At 72.1% G+C, this 18,062-nt stretch carries 13 protein-coding genes; 5 read left to right on the top strand and 8 right to left on the bottom strand.

What is annotated here, in order from left to right:
• Nucleotides 1-605: 605 nt before the first annotated feature.
• From FSYMDG_RS22340 to FSYMDG_RS22320, 5 genes are all read left to right on the top strand, one after another.
• Nucleotides 606-1,268: a uridine kinase gene (locus tag FSYMDG_RS22340; RefSeq protein WP_013875638.1), complete on the top strand. Its 663-nt coding sequence runs from the start codon at nucleotides 606-608 to the stop codon at nucleotides 1,266-1,268.
• Between the two features lie 362 nt (nucleotides 1,269-1,630).
• Nucleotides 1,631-2,368 carry a 16S rRNA (guanine(527)-N(7))-methyltransferase RsmG gene (gene rsmG, locus FSYMDG_RS22335; RefSeq protein WP_013875637.1) on the top strand — a complete coding sequence of 246 codons (738 nt, stop codon included), beginning with the start codon at nucleotides 1,631-1,633 and terminating at the stop codon, nucleotides 2,366-2,368.
• Nucleotides 2,265-3,326 carry a ParA family protein gene (locus FSYMDG_RS22330; RefSeq protein ID WP_431307102.1) on the top strand — a complete coding sequence of 354 codons (1,062 nt, stop codon included), beginning with the start codon at nucleotides 2,265-2,267 and terminating at the stop codon, nucleotides 3,324-3,326. The genes rsmG and FSYMDG_RS22330 overlap by 104 nt, the downstream gene beginning before the upstream one ends.
• A complete protein-coding gene (locus FSYMDG_RS22325; RefSeq protein WP_013875635.1) occupies nucleotides 3,323-4,273 on the top strand; it encodes a ParB/RepB/Spo0J family partition protein in 951 nt (316 codons plus the stop codon). The genes FSYMDG_RS22330 and FSYMDG_RS22325 overlap by 4 nt, the downstream gene beginning before the upstream one ends.
• Nucleotides 4,274-4,949: 676 nt before the next feature.
• Nucleotides 4,950-5,597, top strand: a complete 648-nt coding sequence (locus FSYMDG_RS22320; RefSeq protein ID WP_043604248.1) for a GNAT family N-acetyltransferase — start codon at nucleotides 4,950-4,952, stop codon at nucleotides 5,595-5,597.
• A 274-nt stretch (nucleotides 5,598-5,871) separates the two neighbouring features.
• On the opposite strand, the gene FSYMDG_RS22315 is transcribed toward FSYMDG_RS22320, so the two are convergent.
• The 8 genes from FSYMDG_RS22315 to FSYMDG_RS22280 form a co-directional block, all read right to left on the bottom strand.
• Nucleotides 5,872-7,176, bottom strand: a complete 1,305-nt coding sequence (locus FSYMDG_RS22315; protein WP_043607478.1) for an N-acetylmuramoyl-L-alanine amidase — start codon at nucleotides 7,174-7,176, stop codon at nucleotides 5,872-5,874.
• Between the two features lie 292 nt (nucleotides 7,177-7,468).
• Complete coding sequence (trxA, locus tag FSYMDG_RS22310) at nucleotides 7,469-7,795, bottom strand: thioredoxin (RefSeq protein WP_013875632.1); 327 nt, start codon at nucleotides 7,793-7,795, stop codon at nucleotides 7,469-7,471.
• Nucleotides 7,796-7,951: 156 nt separating this feature from the next.
• Nucleotides 7,952-8,989, bottom strand: coding sequence for a thioredoxin-disulfide reductase (trxB, locus tag FSYMDG_RS22305; protein WP_013875631.1), 1,038 nt, complete (start codon nucleotides 8,987-8,989; stop codon nucleotides 7,952-7,954).
• A 364-nt stretch (nucleotides 8,990-9,353) separates the two neighbouring features.
• The gene (locus FSYMDG_RS22300; RefSeq protein ID WP_013875630.1) at nucleotides 9,354-10,457 is read right to left on the bottom strand and encodes an anti-sigma factor family protein; all 1,104 of its coding nucleotides are present in this window, start codon (nucleotides 10,455-10,457) and stop codon (nucleotides 9,354-9,356) included.
• Complete coding sequence (gene sigM, locus FSYMDG_RS22295) at nucleotides 10,447-11,001, bottom strand: RNA polymerase sigma factor SigM (RefSeq protein WP_237702917.1); 555 nt, start codon at nucleotides 10,999-11,001, stop codon at nucleotides 10,447-10,449. Before sigM ends, FSYMDG_RS22300 begins: the two co-directional genes overlap by 11 nt.
• 343 nt (nucleotides 11,002-11,344) lie before the next feature.
• Nucleotides 11,345-13,276, bottom strand: a complete 1,932-nt coding sequence (locus FSYMDG_RS22290) for a protein kinase family protein (protein ID WP_013875629.1) — start codon at nucleotides 13,274-13,276, stop codon at nucleotides 11,345-11,347.
• A gap of 108 nt (nucleotides 13,277-13,384) precedes the next feature.
• Nucleotides 13,385-14,977 (bottom strand): murein biosynthesis integral membrane protein MurJ, encoded by a 1,593-nt coding sequence (murJ, locus tag FSYMDG_RS22285; protein ID WP_013875628.1) that lies wholly within the window; start codon nucleotides 14,975-14,977, stop codon nucleotides 13,385-13,387.
• Nucleotides 14,978-15,303: 326 nt separating this feature from the next.
• Nucleotides 15,304-18,018, bottom strand: a complete 2,715-nt coding sequence (locus tag FSYMDG_RS22280) for a DUF6049 family protein (protein WP_237703175.1) — start codon at nucleotides 18,016-18,018, stop codon at nucleotides 15,304-15,306.
• Nucleotides 18,019-18,062 lie beyond the last annotated feature (44 nt).

Genomic DNA, 18,062 nt, shown 5'->3' with positions numbered 1-18,062 from the left:
TCTTCGGGGGCTGGGACGGATCGTGGTGTCCGCCGGGTGGCCCCGCCGGGCACCGGGGGATTAAAGGGCGTTACGGCGGCGCGGCTGCGGGCGCCCACACCCACAACCTGGCACCCGGCGCCTCCAGACCACGCCGGAGCAGCCAGCACACCGGCCGGGCAGCCCCGTAACCAGAAGAACGAGTACGGAAGTGGCTGCTCCAGCAATCACTTGTTCCCTCGCTTTCATGATTCGGTTGTGCGACGGCGAGCAGGGCGGGTGGGTGTTCGCCTGGGTGGAGGTGGGGCCAGGTCCCGGGTGGTTTTGTTCGGAGTGCGTGTCGTCGGGCGGTGACGGTGCAGGTGGTGGCGGTGCGGGCAGCGGCGGTGCGGGCGGTGATGGATGTGGACGGTGCTGGGCATGGTCCCGGAAGCCGTGAGCGACGCGGTGCCTGATCAGATGGCCCGCGTCGGGGTGGGCTGTGTTCCCCGTTCGGTCGTTGCCAGGGGATCCCGAGTGGTCGGTGTTGGTGTGCCGCTCGGTGTCAACGCTGTTCATCGTTACCAGCCTCGATACGGTCTCTCGCCATGACCGGTGGCCCGGATGCGGGATGCACACGGACGCGTGTGATCGAAGCCCTGACGGACCTGCTGGTGACCACCCGGCCGGACCAGGTGCTCCGGGTGGCCGTCGACGGGCCGGACGCCGCGGGCAAGACCACGCTGGCCGACGAGCTCGCGCGGAGCGTCACGCGCCTGGGCAGGCCGGTGGTGCGCGTGAGCATCGACGGTTTCCACCACCCGGAAGCCGTGCGCCGTCGCAGAGGCGCGCTGTCGCCGGTGGGCTATTTCTTCGATTCGTTCGATTATGCGGCTCTTCGACGTCTCGTCATCGACCCGCTCGGGCCGGGTGGCGACCGGCGTTTTCGCAGTGCCATTTTCGATCATGGGTACGATGCCGCCCGCAGCGTGCCGGAGCGGACCGCCGCACAGAACGCGGTGTTGCTGCTGGACGGCGTTTTCCTGCTGCGTGAGGAACTGCGCGCCTGCTGGGAGGTCAGCGTCTTCGTGCGGGTCAGCCCGGCGGAGTCGCTGCGCCGCGGGCTGGGCCGGGACGTCGCCTTGTTCGGGTCGACGGACGCGGTTCGCGAGCGCTACGAACGGCGCTACCTGCCAGGGCAGGAGCTCTACCGGACGCTGGCCGCGCCCATGGACGTCGCTGACGTGCTGCTGGACAACGAGCGGCCGGACCTCCCGGTCATCCTGCGATGGCCGGGGCAGGAGGCCTGATCTGCGACCCAGGACCAGGGCCCGGGGCAGCTCACGGGTACCGGGGGTGGCGGGCATCGGAGGTGTCCTGGCCGTCGGCGCGGTGGCCGGGCCGCCTGATCCCTGTCGGTCGTGAATCCGCGAGATCGCGAATGCCGTCCGGCGTCCCGCTGGCCCGTGCTCTTTCGGGCGCTCGTCCAGACCGACTCCGGGACAGGCTGCCGGGTCTGCCGGGTCTGCCGGGTCTGCCGGGTCCGCCCGGAGCGGATCCCCAGGCCGCTTCTCGGGCCTGCCGGGCCGGCGCAGTCGATCCGGTGGGAATTCCGGAGCGTGCCGAAGGCTGGTTGCGCCGTTTGTGTCCCGCTGTCGAGCATGCTGGTCGGATGGTGCCTGTGTACAATCCTCCGTCCGTCGCTCCCGAGGTCTTCGGAGCCGGTTTCGAGCTCGCCCGCGTCTATGCGGACCTCCTTGCCACCGCTGGTGTCGAACGCGGCCTGATCGGCCCTCGAGAGGCCGACCGGCTCTGGGAGCGTCATCTGCTCAACAGCGCGGTCGTGGCGGAGGCGATCGATCAGGCGGCAGCCGTCGTGGACGTGGGCAGCGGAGCCGGCCTGCCCGGGATACCGCTCGCCCTCGCTCGTCCCGATCTGCGGGTGACCCTTCTCGAGCCGATGCAGCGCCGATGTCTGTTCCTTCAGGAGGCGGTGGGCCGGCTCGGTCTTGAGGGGCGGGTCACCGTGCTTCGCGGACGCGCGCCCGACGCTGCCGCTACCGTGGAGACCCACGCGTTCGACGTTTGCCTTGCACGGGCCCTCGCGCCCCTGGAACGGCTGGGCGCGATGCTCCTGCCAATGGTGAAACCGGGCGGTGTCATGCTTGCGCTGCGCGGGGCAGGCGTTGTCGAGGAGCTGTCGATCGCGCGAGGTGAGCTGGAGGCCCAGGGCTGGCGTGATGTGGCCGTCGTGAAGTGCGGGGTCGGAAGGGTGACTGATCCGACCACCGTATTGCGCGCCGTCCATGCCGCACCACAGCCTGGGCGCCGGCAGGGAAGTGGGAAAACGCGTGAAACGCGGCGAGGACGGGAGGCGCAACGTGCAGGTGGGCGCGCACGTTCCACGTGAAACAGCGCCAGGAGGAAGCAGCAGATCCATGCGCGCGGTGCGGAACGGGGTTCAGCCCGCCGACACGTCACTGGATACGAACGATCAATCCACCCCTATCGGAGCGGCGGCAGCAGCGGCAGTGGAAGCCTTGACAATGGAACGACGGCGGCCGTTTCCGCGGCCGACGCGACAGCGCATCGCCACCGTGGCGAACCAGAAGGGCGGGGTGGGGAAGACCACCACCACGGTCAATCTCGCCACGGCCCTCGCCATGCACGGATGCCGGGTCCTCTGCATCGACCTGGACCCACAGGGCAACGCATCGACGGCTCTCGGGGTCGACCACCGTTCCGGTGTCCCGTCCATCTACGAGGTGCTGCTCGGGGACCGGCCGCTCGAGGAGGTCGTCGTCAGGTCGTCCGAGGCCGAGGGGCTGTACTGCGCCCCGGCCACGATCGACCTCGCCGGCGCGGAGATCGAGCTGGTGTCGGTGGTGGCCCGGGAGACCCGGCTGCGCCGGGCGATCGCCGGGCTGCGGCAGGAGGTCGACTACATCCTGGTGGACTGCCCGCCGAGCCTCGGGCTGCTCACCGTCAACGCCCTGGTGGCCGCCAAGGAGCTGCTGATCCCCATCCAGTGCGAGTACTACGCGCTTGAGGGGCTCGGACAGCTCCTGCGTAACGTCGAACTTGTGCAGGCACATCTCAACCCGGAACTCCGACTGTCCACCATCATCCTGACCATGTACGACTCGCGGACGCGGCTGGCGGACCAGGTCGTGCACGAGGTCAAGGAGCACTTCGGCGACCGCGTCCTGGGCACGACCATCCCGCGTAACGTGCGGATCGCCGAGGCGCCGAGCTACGGCCGCTCGGTGCTGACCTACGACCCCGCCTCCCGCGGGTCACTGTCCTATCTGGCCGCCGCGCGTGAACTCGCCGAACGGGGCTTCGAGCCGAACGGAGTGGGAGTGTGACCGCGCGCCGGGGTGGGCTGGGACGCGGCCTGGGAGCACTGATCCCGACCGGGACGGAGGGCACCGGCGGGATCAGCACGGGCATCGATGACGGTTTCGGGCTGCAGGTCGGGCCGACGCCCGTCCACGGCGCCACCTTCCGGGAGGTCCCGGTCGACTCGGTGACGCCGAACCCCCGCCAGCCGCGGACGCACTTCGACGAGGACGCCCTGGAGGAGCTGGCCGCGAGCCTGCGTGAGGTCGGCCTGCTCCAGCCCATCGTCGTCCGCGAGATCATGCCCGGACGCTACGAGCTGGTCATGGGCGAACGGCGCTGGCGGGCGTCCAAGCTCGCGGGCTTCAGCCAGATCCCCGCCATCGTACGAGACACCGCCGACGACGCCATGCTGCGCGACGCCCTGCTGGAGAACCTGCACCGCCAACAGCTCAACCCGCTGGAGGAAGCGGCCGCCTACGAGCAGCTCCTGCGCGACTTCGGCGCCACCCACGAGGAACTCGCCGGGAAGCTCGGGCGCTCCCGCTCCCACGTCACCAACATGATCCGACTGCTGGGGCTGCCGCCGGCCGTGCAGCGACGGGTGGCAGCCGGCGTGCTCTCGGCCGGCCACGCCCGGGCGCTGCTGTCGCTGGAGGATCCCGATGCGCAGGACCGGCTCGCCACCCGCATCGTCGCCGAGGGGCTGTCCGTGCGGGCCGTCGAGGAGATCGTCGCGCTGGGCGAGGAGGGGCCGCGGCGGACGCCGCCCCGCCGGCCGCGGGTCACCTCGCCAGCCCTGCACAAGCTCGCATCCCGTCTCTCCGACCAGTTCGACACACGGGTGAAGGTCGACATGGGTCGGAACAAGGGGAAGATCACCGTCGAGTTCGCGAGCGTCGAGGACCTGGAGCGGATCGTCGCGGTGATGACGGCGTCGGGAGCCGCTTCCTCGTCTTCCTCGTCCGGGTGAGGGCTCCCGGCCCGGACAAGGAAGACGAGGAAGCGCCGCTGTTTCACGTGGAACCTCGTGCCCACGTGAAACAGCACGGCCGCACACGGGGCCTTCACCCGCCCCGGAGGGCTGACCGAACACCGTCGCGGGGACGCTCGAAGCGCGGGCCCCGGATGTTCCAGGCGCCTGATCGCTGAGCGCGGGGCGGGTGCGCGTCGATGAGCATGTTCGTAGGCGCGAGCCCTCGGATGCCTGAGGCCCCTCAGGGCCGGGGCGCCCGCGGTCATGGATCGCCCCCCGGCCCCCGGCCCGCTCCCGCGCCCGGGCGCTCGGGATATGGCCCAGATGCGGAAAAGCCCGGAAAAACACGGCCGTGCTGGTGAGCGTTGACTGACGCGGCACCAGGGCGTGCCTGATGGCTGTATCGATCGCGCGGGCGGTGTCCAGACAGCCCCCGCCGTGTCGCCGCCGCCCATAACTCCGCTGTGCGCTCCTCCTCCGCCTTGCGGGAGTCCGCCTGGATCGCCGCCCACATCGACCAACAGCCATCGGACACGCCCTGACCGAGCCCGACACGGCTGGGCGGATCCGGGGCAGGCCGATGAGGATCCGGGCAGCCGGGCTAGTCTGGCCCTGTGCGAGATGTCAGCGTTGCCGTCGCCACCAGGACCCGGGCCGGGTGGATCGTCGAGCTATGAGCCGCCGCATCGCCAACATCACTCTCGACAACATCGACGATTTGCCGGTGCGATGTCGCCGATGCGTCTTCTGGGAGCTCGACCCCGTCGCCCGTAGCCGTGCCGAGGAGGCCGGAGACACCGCGCTGGAGAAGGAGGCGTGGGTGTCCTCCACCCTCCTCGAGTGGGGAAGCTGCGGAAAGATCGTATATGTGGACGGCGTCCCGGCCGGTTTCGCGATGTACGCGCCGGCCGCGTACGTGCCCCGGGCGGTCGCCTTCCCGACCAGCCCGGTCAGCCCGGACGCCGTCCTGCTCATGACCGTGAAAATCATGGAGGACTTCGCCGGGCAGGGCTTCGGGCGCATCCTCGTCCAGACGATTGCCAAGGACGTGTTCCGGCGTGGTTTCCGCGCCATTGAGGCGTTCGGTGACCTCAAGGGCGAAGGCACCCGGTGCGTGGTGCCCGCCGACTACCTGCTCGCCGTCGGCTTCAAGACCGTGCGGCCCCACCATCGGTGGCCACGGCTGCGGCTCGAGGTCAAGAACACCGTGAGCTGGCGGGAGGACGTCGAGGTGGCCCTGGAACGGCTGCTCGGGTCGATGGCGCCCGAAGGGATGCTGCGTCAGGTCGGAAGCGTCGCCGGGACCGTCCCTGCGAGCTGACCTCGGCCGTCCGGCCGTCTTCCGATGGCCTCGGCCGCTCCTGTTCTTCCGATTCCCGTGGTTGCGCCGTCCGTCCCGCCGACGCATCCCCCGGCGCGAGCGGGCCGTTCCGTCGTCCGCCGGCCTGTCCTAACAGCGCGGGACGGCGCGGGACGGTCCTAACGACGCCGGGCCGTCCGGACGGCACCGGATGGGGCGGACCGGCGAGGGGAAAGGCCTCCATGCCCTCCAGAACGTCCGGGGACCGGGGAGGCCCCTGGCGGCAGGCTCCCGGTCAGCGGGGGCGGCGAGAGGCGAGGGTCGGGACCCGCAGCTGGCCGGTCGGTGGGTCGAGATCCGGCGGCAGGAACAGCCGCTGCACCGCGGCGAGGATGGCCTCGGCGACCGTGTCCCGGAACTCCGGCGACCCCAGCGCGGCGGCGTCGTGCGGGTTCGTCAGATATCCCAGATCCGTCCGGATCGCCGGCATCCTCGTCCACCGGAGCAGCTCCCACGTCTTGGCGTGGGTCCGGCAGTTGACCAGGTCCGTGCGGGACACCAGCTCCTTCTGGACGAGCGTGGCAAGACGTTCGCCCACGGCGGACGAGCCCCGGGCGTTGCCGAAGTAGTAGGACGACACCCCCTGGGCCTGGGGTGACTTCCCCGCGTCCAGGTGCAGCGACACCAGCAGGTCCGCGCCGATCTCGTTCGCGCGGTGCGCCCGTTCGACGTCGTCCGGGGACTCGTGCGGGCCGTGCAGGAGGTAGGCCTCCAGACCGGAGGCCAGCAGCCGGGCCTCCAGCCGGGCGGCGAGATCGGCGATGAGATCGCGCTCGCACAGGTCGCCGACGGTGACTCCAGGGTCGTTCCCGCCGTGGCCGGGGTCGACCGCGACCACGACACCGAGCAGAGACGGGCCCCGCTGGAGCAGCCGCACCGACTCCCGCAGCACGTCCGGGCGGCCACCGACGACGGTGCGCTCGAGCTTCTTCAGCTCCCGCAGCGTCAGCGGCCCGCACCGGCCGTCGGGCTCCAGCGCGCGGTTGTACTGGAAGTCCCTGAGCGCCGCCTCGGTCCGCGGGCCGAAGATGCCGTCCGTCCGTCCCACGTCGAACCCCATGTTCGACAGCCGTTCCTGCAGCGACGCCACGTCATCCCCGATGAAGGGGTGGTTGACGCTGTAGAAGAGCAACCGGTCGCCCAGTTTGCGACGGGCCTCCTCCAGGGCGCGGAAGGTGTCCGGGCCGACGATGCCGTCCGCGGACAGTCCCCGGCTCTGCTGGAACGCCCGGACGGCCCGGTCCAGGGCGGCGTCGAACTCCAGGGCGGCATCGAGTTCGCGGGCGGCGTCGAAGCGGGCTGCCGCCGGCATCGGCGTGTCGGGTGCCCCCGCCCGTGTGCCGCTTCGTGGTCCGCCGTCCGGCAGCCCGGTGCCTGGCGGGGCGGCCGGGTGCGGCAGATCCGTCCCGCTCGGCCGCGGCCGGCCGGCCGCGGGGGCTTCCTGCTGGTGCGGCGCGGCCGGCAGGAACGACAGGGAGATCAGCGCGGCGCGTATCTCGGCGACCGAGGGGTCGCGGTCGCCGAGACGCAGGAGTTTGATCCTGCGGTTACCACTCGAACCTGCTCGCGGACGGGTCACGGAGACACAGGCTAGCGGCTCGTCCTGCCGCCACCGCCGTGGTCGTGGGGCAGCCGGGTGGCGGCGGTGGATTTTCTCGTGCTGTCGGCTGTTCGGCCTGTGCGGCTCCTGACGGGCAGGGGCGGCGCGGTCGTGTTTCTTTCACACCTGTGGCCTGTCTGGATCAGCGGACCGATCCAGACAGGCCACAGGTGTGGTGGGACGCGGAGGCCACGGGCGCGCCCCTTTCGAGTGGGCGTCGTCCGCGGGCGCCTCAGATGTACGCGGAGAGATCCCGCAGCAGGGCGGCCTTCGGCTTCGCGCCGACGATGCTCTTGTCCACCTCGCCGTTGACGAACACGGCCAGGGTGGGGATGGACAGTATCTGGTACTGCCGAGCGGTCTGCGGGTTCTCGTCGATGTTGAGCTTGACGACCCGCAGCTTGTCACCGTGCTCGGCGGCGATCTCCTCGAGGACCGGGGCGACCAGCCTGCAGGGCCCGCACCACTCCGCCCAGAAGTCGACCAGGACAGGCACCTTGCTCTTCAGTACCTCCTCGGTGAAGCTGTTGTCGGTGACGGGCTGGGTGGCTCCTGCCATAGTGATCTCCTCCTGGTTGTTGTCGATGCTTCCGGTTGCCGCCGCTGGGCCGATCGTCATCGATGGACGCCGCGTGGACGGTTGTGCTGGCCTGGGACGCTGCGACCGGAGCCGCACCCGGTCAGCACAGGCATGATCGATTTGTTGGCGGGGCGGTCAGGACGCGGCCGCCCCGGCGACAGCCTCGGCGGGCGCCCGGGGCGGCCGGCCGGCTTCGCCCTCACGGGCAGCCAGATGGCGTTCGGCGTCCAGCGCCGCGGCGCACCCGGTGCCGGCCGCCGTGATGGCCTGCCGGTAGATGTGGTCCACGACGTCGCCGCAGGCGAACACACCGGGCAGGTTGGTGCGGGTGGACGGATGCTCGACCGCGACGTAACCAGCGGCGTCCAGGTCGAGCTGGCCGCGGACGAGCTCGGTGCGTGGCTCGTGGCCGATGGCGACGAACAGCCCGCTGGCGGCTATCTCGCTGGTCTCGCCGGTCACGGTGTCGCGGACCTGGACGCCGGTGACCCGCTCCTCGCCGAGGATCGCCACGACCTCGGCGTTCCAGCGGAACCGAATCTTGTCGTTGGCGAACGCGCGCTGCTGCATGATCGCGCTTGCCCGCAGCCGGTCCCGCCGGTGGATGACGGTGACGGACCGGCCGAAGCGGGTCAGGAACGTCGCCTCCTCCAGCGCGGAGTCACCGCCGCCGACGACGAGGATGTCCTGGTCCCGGAAGAAGAAGCCGTCACAGGTCGCGCACGCGGACACCCCGCGTCCCAGCAGCCGCTCCTCGTCCGGCAGGCCCAGCCGGCGGTACGCCGAGCCGGTGGCGATGATCACAGTGTGGGCGCGGTAGGTCTGGTCCTCGACAGTTACGATCTTCGGGTCGGCCCGCAGGTCGACCGCGGTGACGTCCTCGGCGAGCAGTTCCGCGCCGAAGCGCTCGGCCTGCCGGCGGATGCCGTCCATGAGGTCGGGGCCCTGGACACCCTCGGGGAAACCGGGGAAGTTCTCCACCTCGGTCGTGGTCATCAGCGCGCCGCCGGCCGATACCGCACCCTCGAAGACCAGCGGGCGCAGGTTCGCGCGCGCCGTGTATATCGCCGCGGTGTAGCCGGCCGGACCGGATCCGATGATGATGACATCTCGGACATCGGGATCCCGGGCGTCCGGGATGCGCGATTCGTTCCCGCTGCTGTGCGCGGTCACATTTCCACCTGTCCCTTCAGATCGCCGGCTGTCGCCGGTGAGGCCGTGCGCCTCCCACAACTGTCCCATTGCGCACCCGATTCCCTCGGCTGTGCTCCCGTACCGCCGCCGGGCCCGCCCGCCTGCGCTCCCGCGGCGCCACCAAGTGGGCCCGACCGGCGCTCCGGCGCCACCGTCGGGGGCTGCCCGGCGGTGGCGCCGGAGTTGTCGAGGCAACGCCAGAGCTACTCCGAGGCGGGCCGGGGATCGTTACTGGCACACCGATGACCAGCGGTTGGGCATGATCTGGGCCGTGTCCGACGGATGTCCGGCCGCGCGGGCGGCGCCCACGTCGACCAACATCCGGCAGCCGCGGCCCAGGTGACTACCGCCGGGATGTGGTGGTGCTGTACCACATCGCGGCTGCGATGTTGGTCACTCCGCACCGCTCGTCAAGAACGATCACTTGCAGCTTGTCGGGATCGGTCGGGACGGACAGCACGACCAGCACCGCCGGCCGCCCGCCGAAGGCAACGAGATCCAAAGCGATGATGTTGCCGCCGGTCTGGGTCGCCAGGCTGAGATAGCAGGTGCGCAGATCCGGCTGAGTCAGCTCGGTGATGAGGGCCGCCGCCGCGGCGGGTGGCACCGCGGGGGCGGCGCCGTAGTTGCGCAGCGGCGCCTGGAACGTCCCCTTGATCCGCCCGGACAGCAGGTCGAGGGTGTGCCGAGGGATGTCGGAGATGCTGAGCAGATGCCCGGTGTGCGCGAATATCGCCGCCGTGGCGGTGGTGGTCTCCCCGCCGCCAGCCGCCGTTGCCGCGGGGGCGGCGGCTGGCGGGGCCGCCGCGCTGCCGCTTGAGTCGGCCCCCGCCGCGCGGCGCGTCCCCTCGGACGATCCGGTGATGTCGGCCGACAGCGGTGCCACGGCCTGGCTGACGGCCTCGCCGACGCTGCTTCGCCCGGTGTTGCGGCCCAGTGCCCCCACAAGGCCGACCACCGCGACGATTACTGTCAGGCAGGCAGCTGCCGCGCTCAGCCACGGTGGGACCTGCCCCACCCGCAGCGGCCGCCCGGCCGGCCGGCCCCGGCCACGCGTCCATCCCGGCGCCCCGGGATACGACCGGGTGCGTGCGCGGGATGGCCGCAGTGGCCGCAGCCAGCGCACCGGCCGGCGTGGCACCGACCGCGGCGGCATCAGCCCGCGCCCGTCCGCCTCAGCCGGGCCGGGGTGGGCGCCGCCGTCCAGGCCGGCCGGCCGGTACCGCTCCTGCTCGCTGACCAGGGCGGCATACAGCCTGGTCGCGACGTCCTCCGGCATGGTCACCGAGGCCAGCGCGGCGAGGTCGTGGCGCACCCGACGCAGCGCCGCCACGGTTTCGCCGCACTGCGGGCAGCCGTGGACGTGGAGTTCCACGGCGGACGCCGAAAGGTCCCCACCGGCGTAGGCATCGAGGTGCTCCACATCCGGATGCCGATCAGTGGTCATCGCCGACACCTCCTCCGACCGCTCCAGGCGTATTGACGTGCCTGCTCTGACTGACGGAATCGAGCGGCGCAGGGTTCCCGGGACGCAGGTAGTCGAGCATTACAGCCAGCTTCGAGCGCCCCCGCGCGCAGCGGCTTTTCACCGTGCCCACCGGGACCGCGAGCAGCCTGGACGCGTCCGCGACCGACCAGCCCTGGATGTCGACGAGTATCACCGCCAGCCGCAGCGGTTCCGGAAGCCGGCGGAGCGCGGATTCGACGGCCAGCCGCGTCTCACCTTCGACGATGGCGTCACGCGGCTCGGCCGGCTCGTCGCCGCCACGACCGCCACCGTGGCCATGACCGCCGTCACCATCGCCACCGGTGAGCAGCGGGACCTGTGGGCGGGCCGCGCGCCGGCGCAGCCGGTCCAGACAGGCGTTGACGACGATGCGGTGCAGCCAGGTGGACACCGATGCCTCGCCGCGGAAGGCCGCGGCACCGCGGTAGGCCGACAGCATCGCCTCCTGAACGGCGTCAGCGGCGTCCTCCCGGTCCCGCAGCATGCCCAGGGCCACCGTCCACGCGCGGCCGCTGTGGGCCCCCGTACCAGCTCGGTGAAGGCGTCCGGGTCCCCGTCGACATGTCGGCGGAGCAGTTCCCGGTCGCGCTCCGCCGGCGTCACCGGGGCGGTCGCCGCGCTTACCGCATTCGCTGGGTTCACCGCGTTGGCTGGGTTCACCGCGTTGGCTGGCCCAGCTGGGGTAAGCGCGGCCGGAGCCGGGGTGATGGTGCCGGCGCCGGCCGCGGTCTCGTCGGTCGCGCCGTCCGGCGCGCCGTTGCCAGGGGCGGGCGGCTGGGCGGGGGTCACGGGGCTGCGAGGCCAGGCCGGAGCGTTCTTCCCGCTGGTCAGGAGCGGAAGGAGACGTCCGCGACAGCGCCTTTGAACCGGCCGTCATCCACCGTCGGCAACCTGGTCAGCCAGACAACCCAGTACCGGTGAGCGGTCGTCGCCGGGACGGACACGGTCGTGCTGGTGGCGACGGTTTCGGGGAGGACCACGCTGTAGGCGTTGGCGTCGTTCACGGCGGCGTCACCGGCACGCAGCTCGAACGCGGTAGGACCAAAACCAAAAGTAATCGTTATTTGGCGGACGGTGACGGGCTGGCCAAAGTCCAGCCGGAGACCCACCCCCGACTTCAGCCCGCCGAACTGCCGGCCGTCGGTGTTGTTGTACCCCTCCGTCGTCCAGACGGTGGACGGGTTGCCGTCGATGGCCTTCGGCGCCTCCGCGTCGTTCTCGCCGTTCTGCCCGGGCGGTGGGTCGAAGGCCAGCACGTTCGGGGTCGGCAGCGGCTTACCGGTACTGGCCGGGGCGGTCGCGGACGGGGCCGCGGACGGGGCGGCCGGAGCCTTCTTGCCGGTACCGCGGGCCAGCACGACCGAGGTCACCGCCACCGCGACCACCGCGATGGTGGCGATGAGCCCGGCCACGAGCAGCAGTCTGCGGCGCGGCCGCGGGCCACCCGATCGCCGGGCACCCCGCTCGTCCGGGTGGTCGCTGAGGAAGCCGGGCGCCCCGGGGGCGGGAGCGGAACGGCCGCGGCGGGGGCGATCCGTCGGGAAGCGGCCGTCGTCCTGGCGGCCCCGGTCGTCCCGGTAACCGCCGCGATAGCCGCCGCCGGTGCCGGTGCCGCCAGGCGGGTACGCCGTGCTCCCCGGCGGGCCGTAGGAGCCTGCCGGGTCGTAGGGGTCCGCGTCGAACCCGTCCACGGTGTAACCGGTGGTCGAGGGTCCCGCGGTCATGGTCCGGGTCAGCGACGGCTCGTCGTCGAACCGGACCCGGCCGAGATCCAGGGTGCCGTCCGCGGGGGCGAGATCCTCGAGCGCCTCGGCGAACTCGGCCGCGGACGTGATCGTCGGCCGGCGGGCGCGGTCGTCCCCGAGCGCGGCCAGGGTGAGCGCGTCGAGGTCCGGTGGGACGTCCGCGCGGACCTGTCGTGGCGAGTATACCCGGCCGTCGTCGGTCCTGGCCGCCGGGGGGAGCACGGTGTCGCCGCAGGCCAACGGCCAGTGCCCGGTCAGCGCGGCGTAGAGCAGGCCGCCCATGGCCCGGACATCCTCGGCGTCACGGCCGGGGCCGTCGGCGCCGGCCCAGGGCTCGGCCTGACTGTGCGCGCCCTTCTCCAGCGCCGCCACGACCGAGCCGGTACCGAGATCGACGACCTTGACCATGCCGTGGCCGGAGACAATGACGTCGCTGGCGCGTAGGTCACCGTGGTGGATGCCGCGTTCGTGGGCGGCGGCGAGCACCCGGGCGACGGCGAGCATGACGGTCGCGGCCTGGTCCGGGCGCAGGGGCCGCTGCGCGGACAGCGCCTGCAGGGAGCGGCCCTCCACCCATTCGCTCACCACGTAGGAGACACGGCCGACATCGGTGGTGGTCGACGTGGCGTCGTACGTCGATGCCGCGCCAGGGTGCACCAGCCGACCGGAACCGATGGCAGCCGACAGCAGCATTTCGGCGGCACGGTCGAGGGCCGCGAAGTCGCGCGCGCCGGTGCCGGCGTGTTGCACCACGCGGACGGCGACGGGCCGGGCGAGGATGCGGTCGTCACCGCGCCACAGGGTGACCGGCCCACGCGCGTGCATGACCGACAGAAGCTGATATCTGCCGTCCAGCACGGTGCTGACCGGCAGGGTGGGGGGCCCGGGGGGATCCATCGGGCCGGTGGCGTCGGGGGACGCCGGTGCCGCCACGGTGCCGACCTTCCAGGTCGCGCTGCTCGTCACGTCATTATCGACGTCGACCTGCGGCGGTCGGTTGTGCCCGTCGACCACAGTGCCTCCGTCATCACCGACGCGTCCGGCTGTCGTAGCCGGATGCAGCCTGTTCAGTGTACGAGCCCGCGAGGGAGCGTCCGGGCACAGTGTCGGTTGTGGCCGGGATCAGTGTGTCGATCGTGAGCCAAATCGGCCTCGGACGGTTGTGGCGAGCGCGGCCATTTCGGGCAGCCGCATCCGGACGATGGCCACCAGGTAGACGGGCAGCCCCACCGCGCAGGCGAGGACGACGCTCACGCCCGAACCGAGCCAGCCCTGGCCGAGAGCCTCCCGCACCAGGGCGCAGACCCCCGCGGCCACGACCGCGCCCAGCCCGCCGGCGATGGTCACCTGGGTGAGCATGCGGGCGATCCGGCCGGCGTCGATACCGCCCAGGCGGCCCCGCAGCAGGACCGAGGAGACCACGACCCCGACCAGGTAGGACACGGCGAAGGCCAGCGCCAGCGCCACCGACCGCAGCCGGTCGGGCAGCAGCGCGCTCAGCGCGGCCGCGCCGGCGATGTTGGTGGCGACGATTCCCATGTTGACCAGCGCGGGGGTCCGGCTGTCCTGCTGGGCGTAGAACACCCGCAACTGCACCTGGAACAGCGAGAACGGCACCAGGGCGACGGCGAACGCGGCCAGGGTGTCACCGATGCGCAGGGCCTCGGTGTAGCTGACCGCGCCGTGGTTGAACAGCGCGACCGCGATCGGGCGGCCCAGCGCCAGCAGCGCGAGCGCCGCCGGCACGATCACCACCGCCGCCAGCCGCGTCCCGGTGGACAGGTCCTGGCGGACCAGGTCGCGACGGTTGTCCGCGGCATGCGCGCTCATCCGCGGCAACAGCGCGGTGATCACCGACACCGCGACGATGGCGTAGGGGAGCTGGAAGATCTGGTATCCGTACGTGTACACGGTGTACGCCGTCGTGGAGCTGGCGAGACGCACGATGACCAGGTAGCCGACCTGGCTGATCGCCACGTAGAGCAGCGTCCAGCCGGCCAGCCGCATCGCCTGACGCAGCCCGGGATGGGTGAGGTCCAGCCGCGGCCGGTAGCGGAAGCCGACCGCCCGCAGCGACGGCAGCAGCGCGAACGTCATGACCACGACGCCGAGGGTGGTGCCGGCGGCCAGCACGGTGATCTGGGTGTCGCTGATCCCACCGACCGTGGGCGGGCGCGGCCCGGGCACGAAGATGAACGCCACGCAGGTCGCGATCACGATCAGGTTGTTGAGCACCGGCGTGAACATCGGCGCGGCGAACGACTGGCGGACGTTGAGGATCGCCCCGATCGTGGCGCCCAGCCCGTAGAAGACCACCTGCGGAAGGAACCACCGCAGGAACGTCACGGCGAGATCCTGCTCGGCGCCGCCGGCGGCCAGGTAGACGCCCACGATGGCCGGGGCGGCCATCGTCGCGACCACCACGATGACACCGAGCCCCAACACCACCAGGGTGAGCAGCGAGGACGCGAACGCCTCGCCCTCGTCCTCGTCCTCCCTGACCGCCCGGACCAGCACCGGCACGATCACGCTGGACAGCACCCCGCCGAGCAGCAGGTCGTAGAGGATGTTCGGGGTGGTGTTGGCGACGTTGTAGGCGTCCCCGACCGCGCCGGTGCCGATCGCCGCGGCGATCGCCACCGTCCGCAGGAACCCCGACGCCCGGGAGGCGACCGTACCGATCGCCATGGTGCCACTGGCCCGGCCGAGGGTCATCGCCCTGCCCCCGGGAGCCTTCCCGGCCCGGCCACCCGCGGGCCGTCCCCGATCCGCCGGTGGCCGTGGCTCCGCCGGCCGCCCCCGCCTTTCTTCCGGCCAGTGGGGCGGCTCCTGCGGCCGGTGGGGCGGTGGGTGGCCTCGGCCGCCGCCGGGTGGCGGGGCCGGCCGCCGCACGGCATCCGGGGTGGGGGCGGGTGACGGTACGCCGACCGGCCCCACCATCGGCTTTGTCGGCCCGGCCGGGTCGAAGCCGGAGCGACGGCGGTGGCGGGCTGGCGGCTTGTGGCTCCCGCCGTTCCTGGTCCCGTCGCCAGCGCCGGCCGTCACCGTTGTCTTCCCCGGCCACCGGAGGCGTGACCGGCGCGCAGCAACCACGCCAGGCCGTCGTCCTCCGAGGGGACGTCGGTGCGCCGGCCGTCAGCGGAGGCGGCATTGGGCACGCCTTCGCGTTCATGGGGACCCGGACCGTCCGGAACAGCGGACACGGGCGGCCCGGACGGTCCGGACCCCCCGGACAGCCCGAACACTCCGGCTGCCCCGGGCAGCCTCTGCGGCCCGGCCGCCTCCGGTGGCTCGGCCAGGGTGGACCCACCGCCCGGCGGGGCCGGTTCGGCTCGCGCGGACGCTCCGGTGGATGTCCGGCCGCGCAACGTCCGCAACCGGCGGACCAGCCGGACCAGCACCGCGAACACCAGAACCGCCAGGGCCCCTCCCGTTATCGCCACCGCTATCACGCCGAAGACCGTGGACTTCACCAGGATCCGCACTGGCGGCGCGGCTGACAGCGGCTTGCCGGCCGGGGTGATGATGGTGACATCGACGGGGAACGTACCGGCACCTTCGGCATCGACCTCGATCTCCACCTGCACCTTCTGCAAAGGTGGCACCGTGAGTTTAACCTGGGTCGCCGATCGTAGCCGGGCTCGGTCGCTCGAGGACAGCGAGAGCACCACGTTGATGACGGCCTCGGTGTTGTTCTCGAGTGTGACCGGGACCGTCCCGTGTTTGCCGGTCAGTGACACACTGCGGGAGGCGACCACCCGGATGCCGTCCCGCAGCGCCCGCACCGCGCCGGCAACACCCGTACCCAGCTCGTCGGTGCCGTCCGTGCCGGCGGCGCCCGTTCGCCAGGCCACCGATTCGGACGACGTGAGCGTGTTCTCCATCGCGTCGATGCCCGCGGCGGCGCAGTTGCGCACGCCGGCGGCGCCCGAGTCCGGCGGGCACAGGACGGACCGCAGCGCGTGGATCTGGCTGCGCAGGTCCTCGGCGGCGATCACCCGGGAGATCGGCAGCTCGGCCGCGCGAGCCCAGGCGGGGTAGGTCAGCCGGCCACGCTCGTCGGCCGGGACGGCCTGCGCCGCGGAGCCGCTTCCCGCCGAGCCCGTTTCCGCGGAGGCAGCCTGTGCCGCCGGCGTCGACGGCAGCGCGACCGGTCGGGAGAACGGCGTGGACAGGCCGCCCACGACCGTCTGCGCCCAGCCGGCCGGCGGGTCCCAGTAACGCGGCAGCGCGATCGTCTGGGGGCGGGCCAGCCCCGGCCGCTCAGCGGTGATCATCGCTGTCTCGGCCAGGAGGTTCTGGAACGACTCCGCCTGGGTCGGCAGATCGGTCTCGCTGACGGGACCGGCGGGACCGGCCGCCAGCTCTCCGAGCTGCTGGTCGGCGGCCAGCACCCGTGCGACGCCGCCGGATGTCGGGATCCCGGTGGCGCTCGCGGGGGTGTAGGTCTTCTCCGGGTCCTTCGGTGGCAGCAGGCGGGAGTCCGCGATCACGGTCGTGATGCCCATGCGGCGCAGCAGGTCGAGGGTGGGGGCGTCGATGAGCCCGTCACCGGGGTAGGCGATCGTCGCGTCCGGGTCGCGGCCGATCACGTTCGCGACGACGGTCCGGCCGGTCAGCAGCGCCACCAGGATGCTGTGGAACTCCTGGGCGCGGGTCAGCGCCACCACGTCGACGTCGCCGTAGGGCAGGGCGAAGATCGTGCCGCCGGCGTCCGCGAACGCCTTCAGCTTTGCCAGGAAGGCCTCGGCGTCCCGGTCCGCCCGTCGGGGGCTGGGACCGGACGGCGTGGCCACCTCGTACGGACCGCTGGAGATGATCTGAAGCGTCTGGACGAGGAGCGGGTCGACCGCGAGGGCGACGGGTGGCGCCGGCCGGCCGTTGACCGGCGCGACAGCGCTCAGCAGCCGGTTCAGCCGGCCGCCGGGAGCCACCAGTTCGGTCAGGTCGTCGTCGGTGAGCCGGCCGTCGGCACGCAGCCGCGGCACCTCCGCCAGCGGCAGCACGACCGAGACCGGGGTGGGGGCGGTCACCGTGGCCGGAGCCCAGATCAGGAAGGAGTAGGTCGTCCCGACGACCTGGCGCTGGCCGTTGACGACGCCGGAGGCGGTGAAACGCAACGGGTAGATCCGCAGCGCGGTCGGCAGGCCCAGCCCCGTCAGCCGCGCGCCCACGGTGAACGTGGCCGGGAGCCCTCCTGGCACGAGCCTGCTCGCCACCGGTTCGGACAGCACCGTGGTCGGATAGTTCAGCCCGGCCGGGGCGGCCGGGTTCTCACGCAGGTCCGCCAGCTCCTTGCGGCTGGATACCGGGCGAGCCAGCTCGGCCCGTATCTCCACGCCGGAGATCTGCTCGGCGCCGGTGAGCTCCAGATGACCGGTTACGGTCAGCGGCAGCTGTGGCCCGGCGACGGTGGGCAGCCTGTCGAGCGCCACCCGGACCGGCCGGGCGGCACCGGTGGTCACGGCCGTGGCGGACCGGACCGCCGTGATGGACTGGTCGGTGGACTGGACCGTCCCGGCGGACTGGGCGGACCGGACCACCTCGGTGGGCCGCGGCCACGGTTGTGGAGCAGCGCGGCCCGTGGCGGTCGCCGGGCCCACGCGCCTGGCCGAGCTCGTGGGCCCGGCCAGATCCACAGGTCCAGCGGGGTCTGTGGACGAACCTGTGGATACATCTGTGGAACCTGTGGATGACGGGTCGGCCCGGGCGCGGGCCGTCGTCGTGCTCAGCAGCAAAAATGTCACTGACAGCATGATTACGGCGACCACAGCGGTGCGCCGCGCCGCCGAACGCGCCT

This window comes from Candidatus Protofrankia datiscae, from assembly GCF_000177615.2.
GTDB classification, from domain to species: Bacteria; Actinomycetota; Actinomycetes; order Frankiales; family Frankiaceae; genus Protofrankia; species Protofrankia coriariae.
The sequence above is the reverse complement of the archived record's forward strand: the minus strand, read 5'-3'. Positions and strand labels throughout refer to the sequence as shown.

Coding starts and splice junctions, on each gene's coding strand:
- FSYMDG_RS22320 (WP_043604248.1), top strand. CDS start 4,950: ATGAGCCGCCGCATCGCCAACATCACTCTCGACAACATCGACGATTTG.
- sigM (WP_237702917.1), bottom strand. CDS start 11,001: ATGCTGCGGGACCGGGAGGACGCCGCTGACGCCGTTCAGGAGGCGATG.
- rsmG (WP_013875637.1), top strand. CDS start 1,631: ATGGTGCCTGTGTACAATCCTCCGTCCGTCGCTCCCGAGGTCTTCGGA.
- FSYMDG_RS22280 (WP_237703175.1), bottom strand. CDS start 18,018: ATGCTGTCAGTGACATTTTTGCTGCTGAGCACGACGACGGCCCGCGCC.
- trxA (WP_013875632.1), bottom strand. CDS start 7,795: ATGGCAGGAGCCACCCAGCCCGTCACCGACAACAGCTTCACCGAGGAG.
- FSYMDG_RS22300 (WP_013875630.1), bottom strand. CDS start 10,457: ATGACCACTGATCGGCATCCGGATGTGGAGCACCTCGATGCCTACGCC.
- FSYMDG_RS22330 (WP_431307102.1), top strand. CDS start 2,265: ATGCCGCACCACAGCCTGGGCGCCGGCAGGGAAGTGGGAAAACGCGTG.
- murJ (WP_013875628.1), bottom strand. CDS start 14,977: ATGACCCTCGGCCGGGCCAGTGGCACCATGGCGATCGGTACGGTCGCC.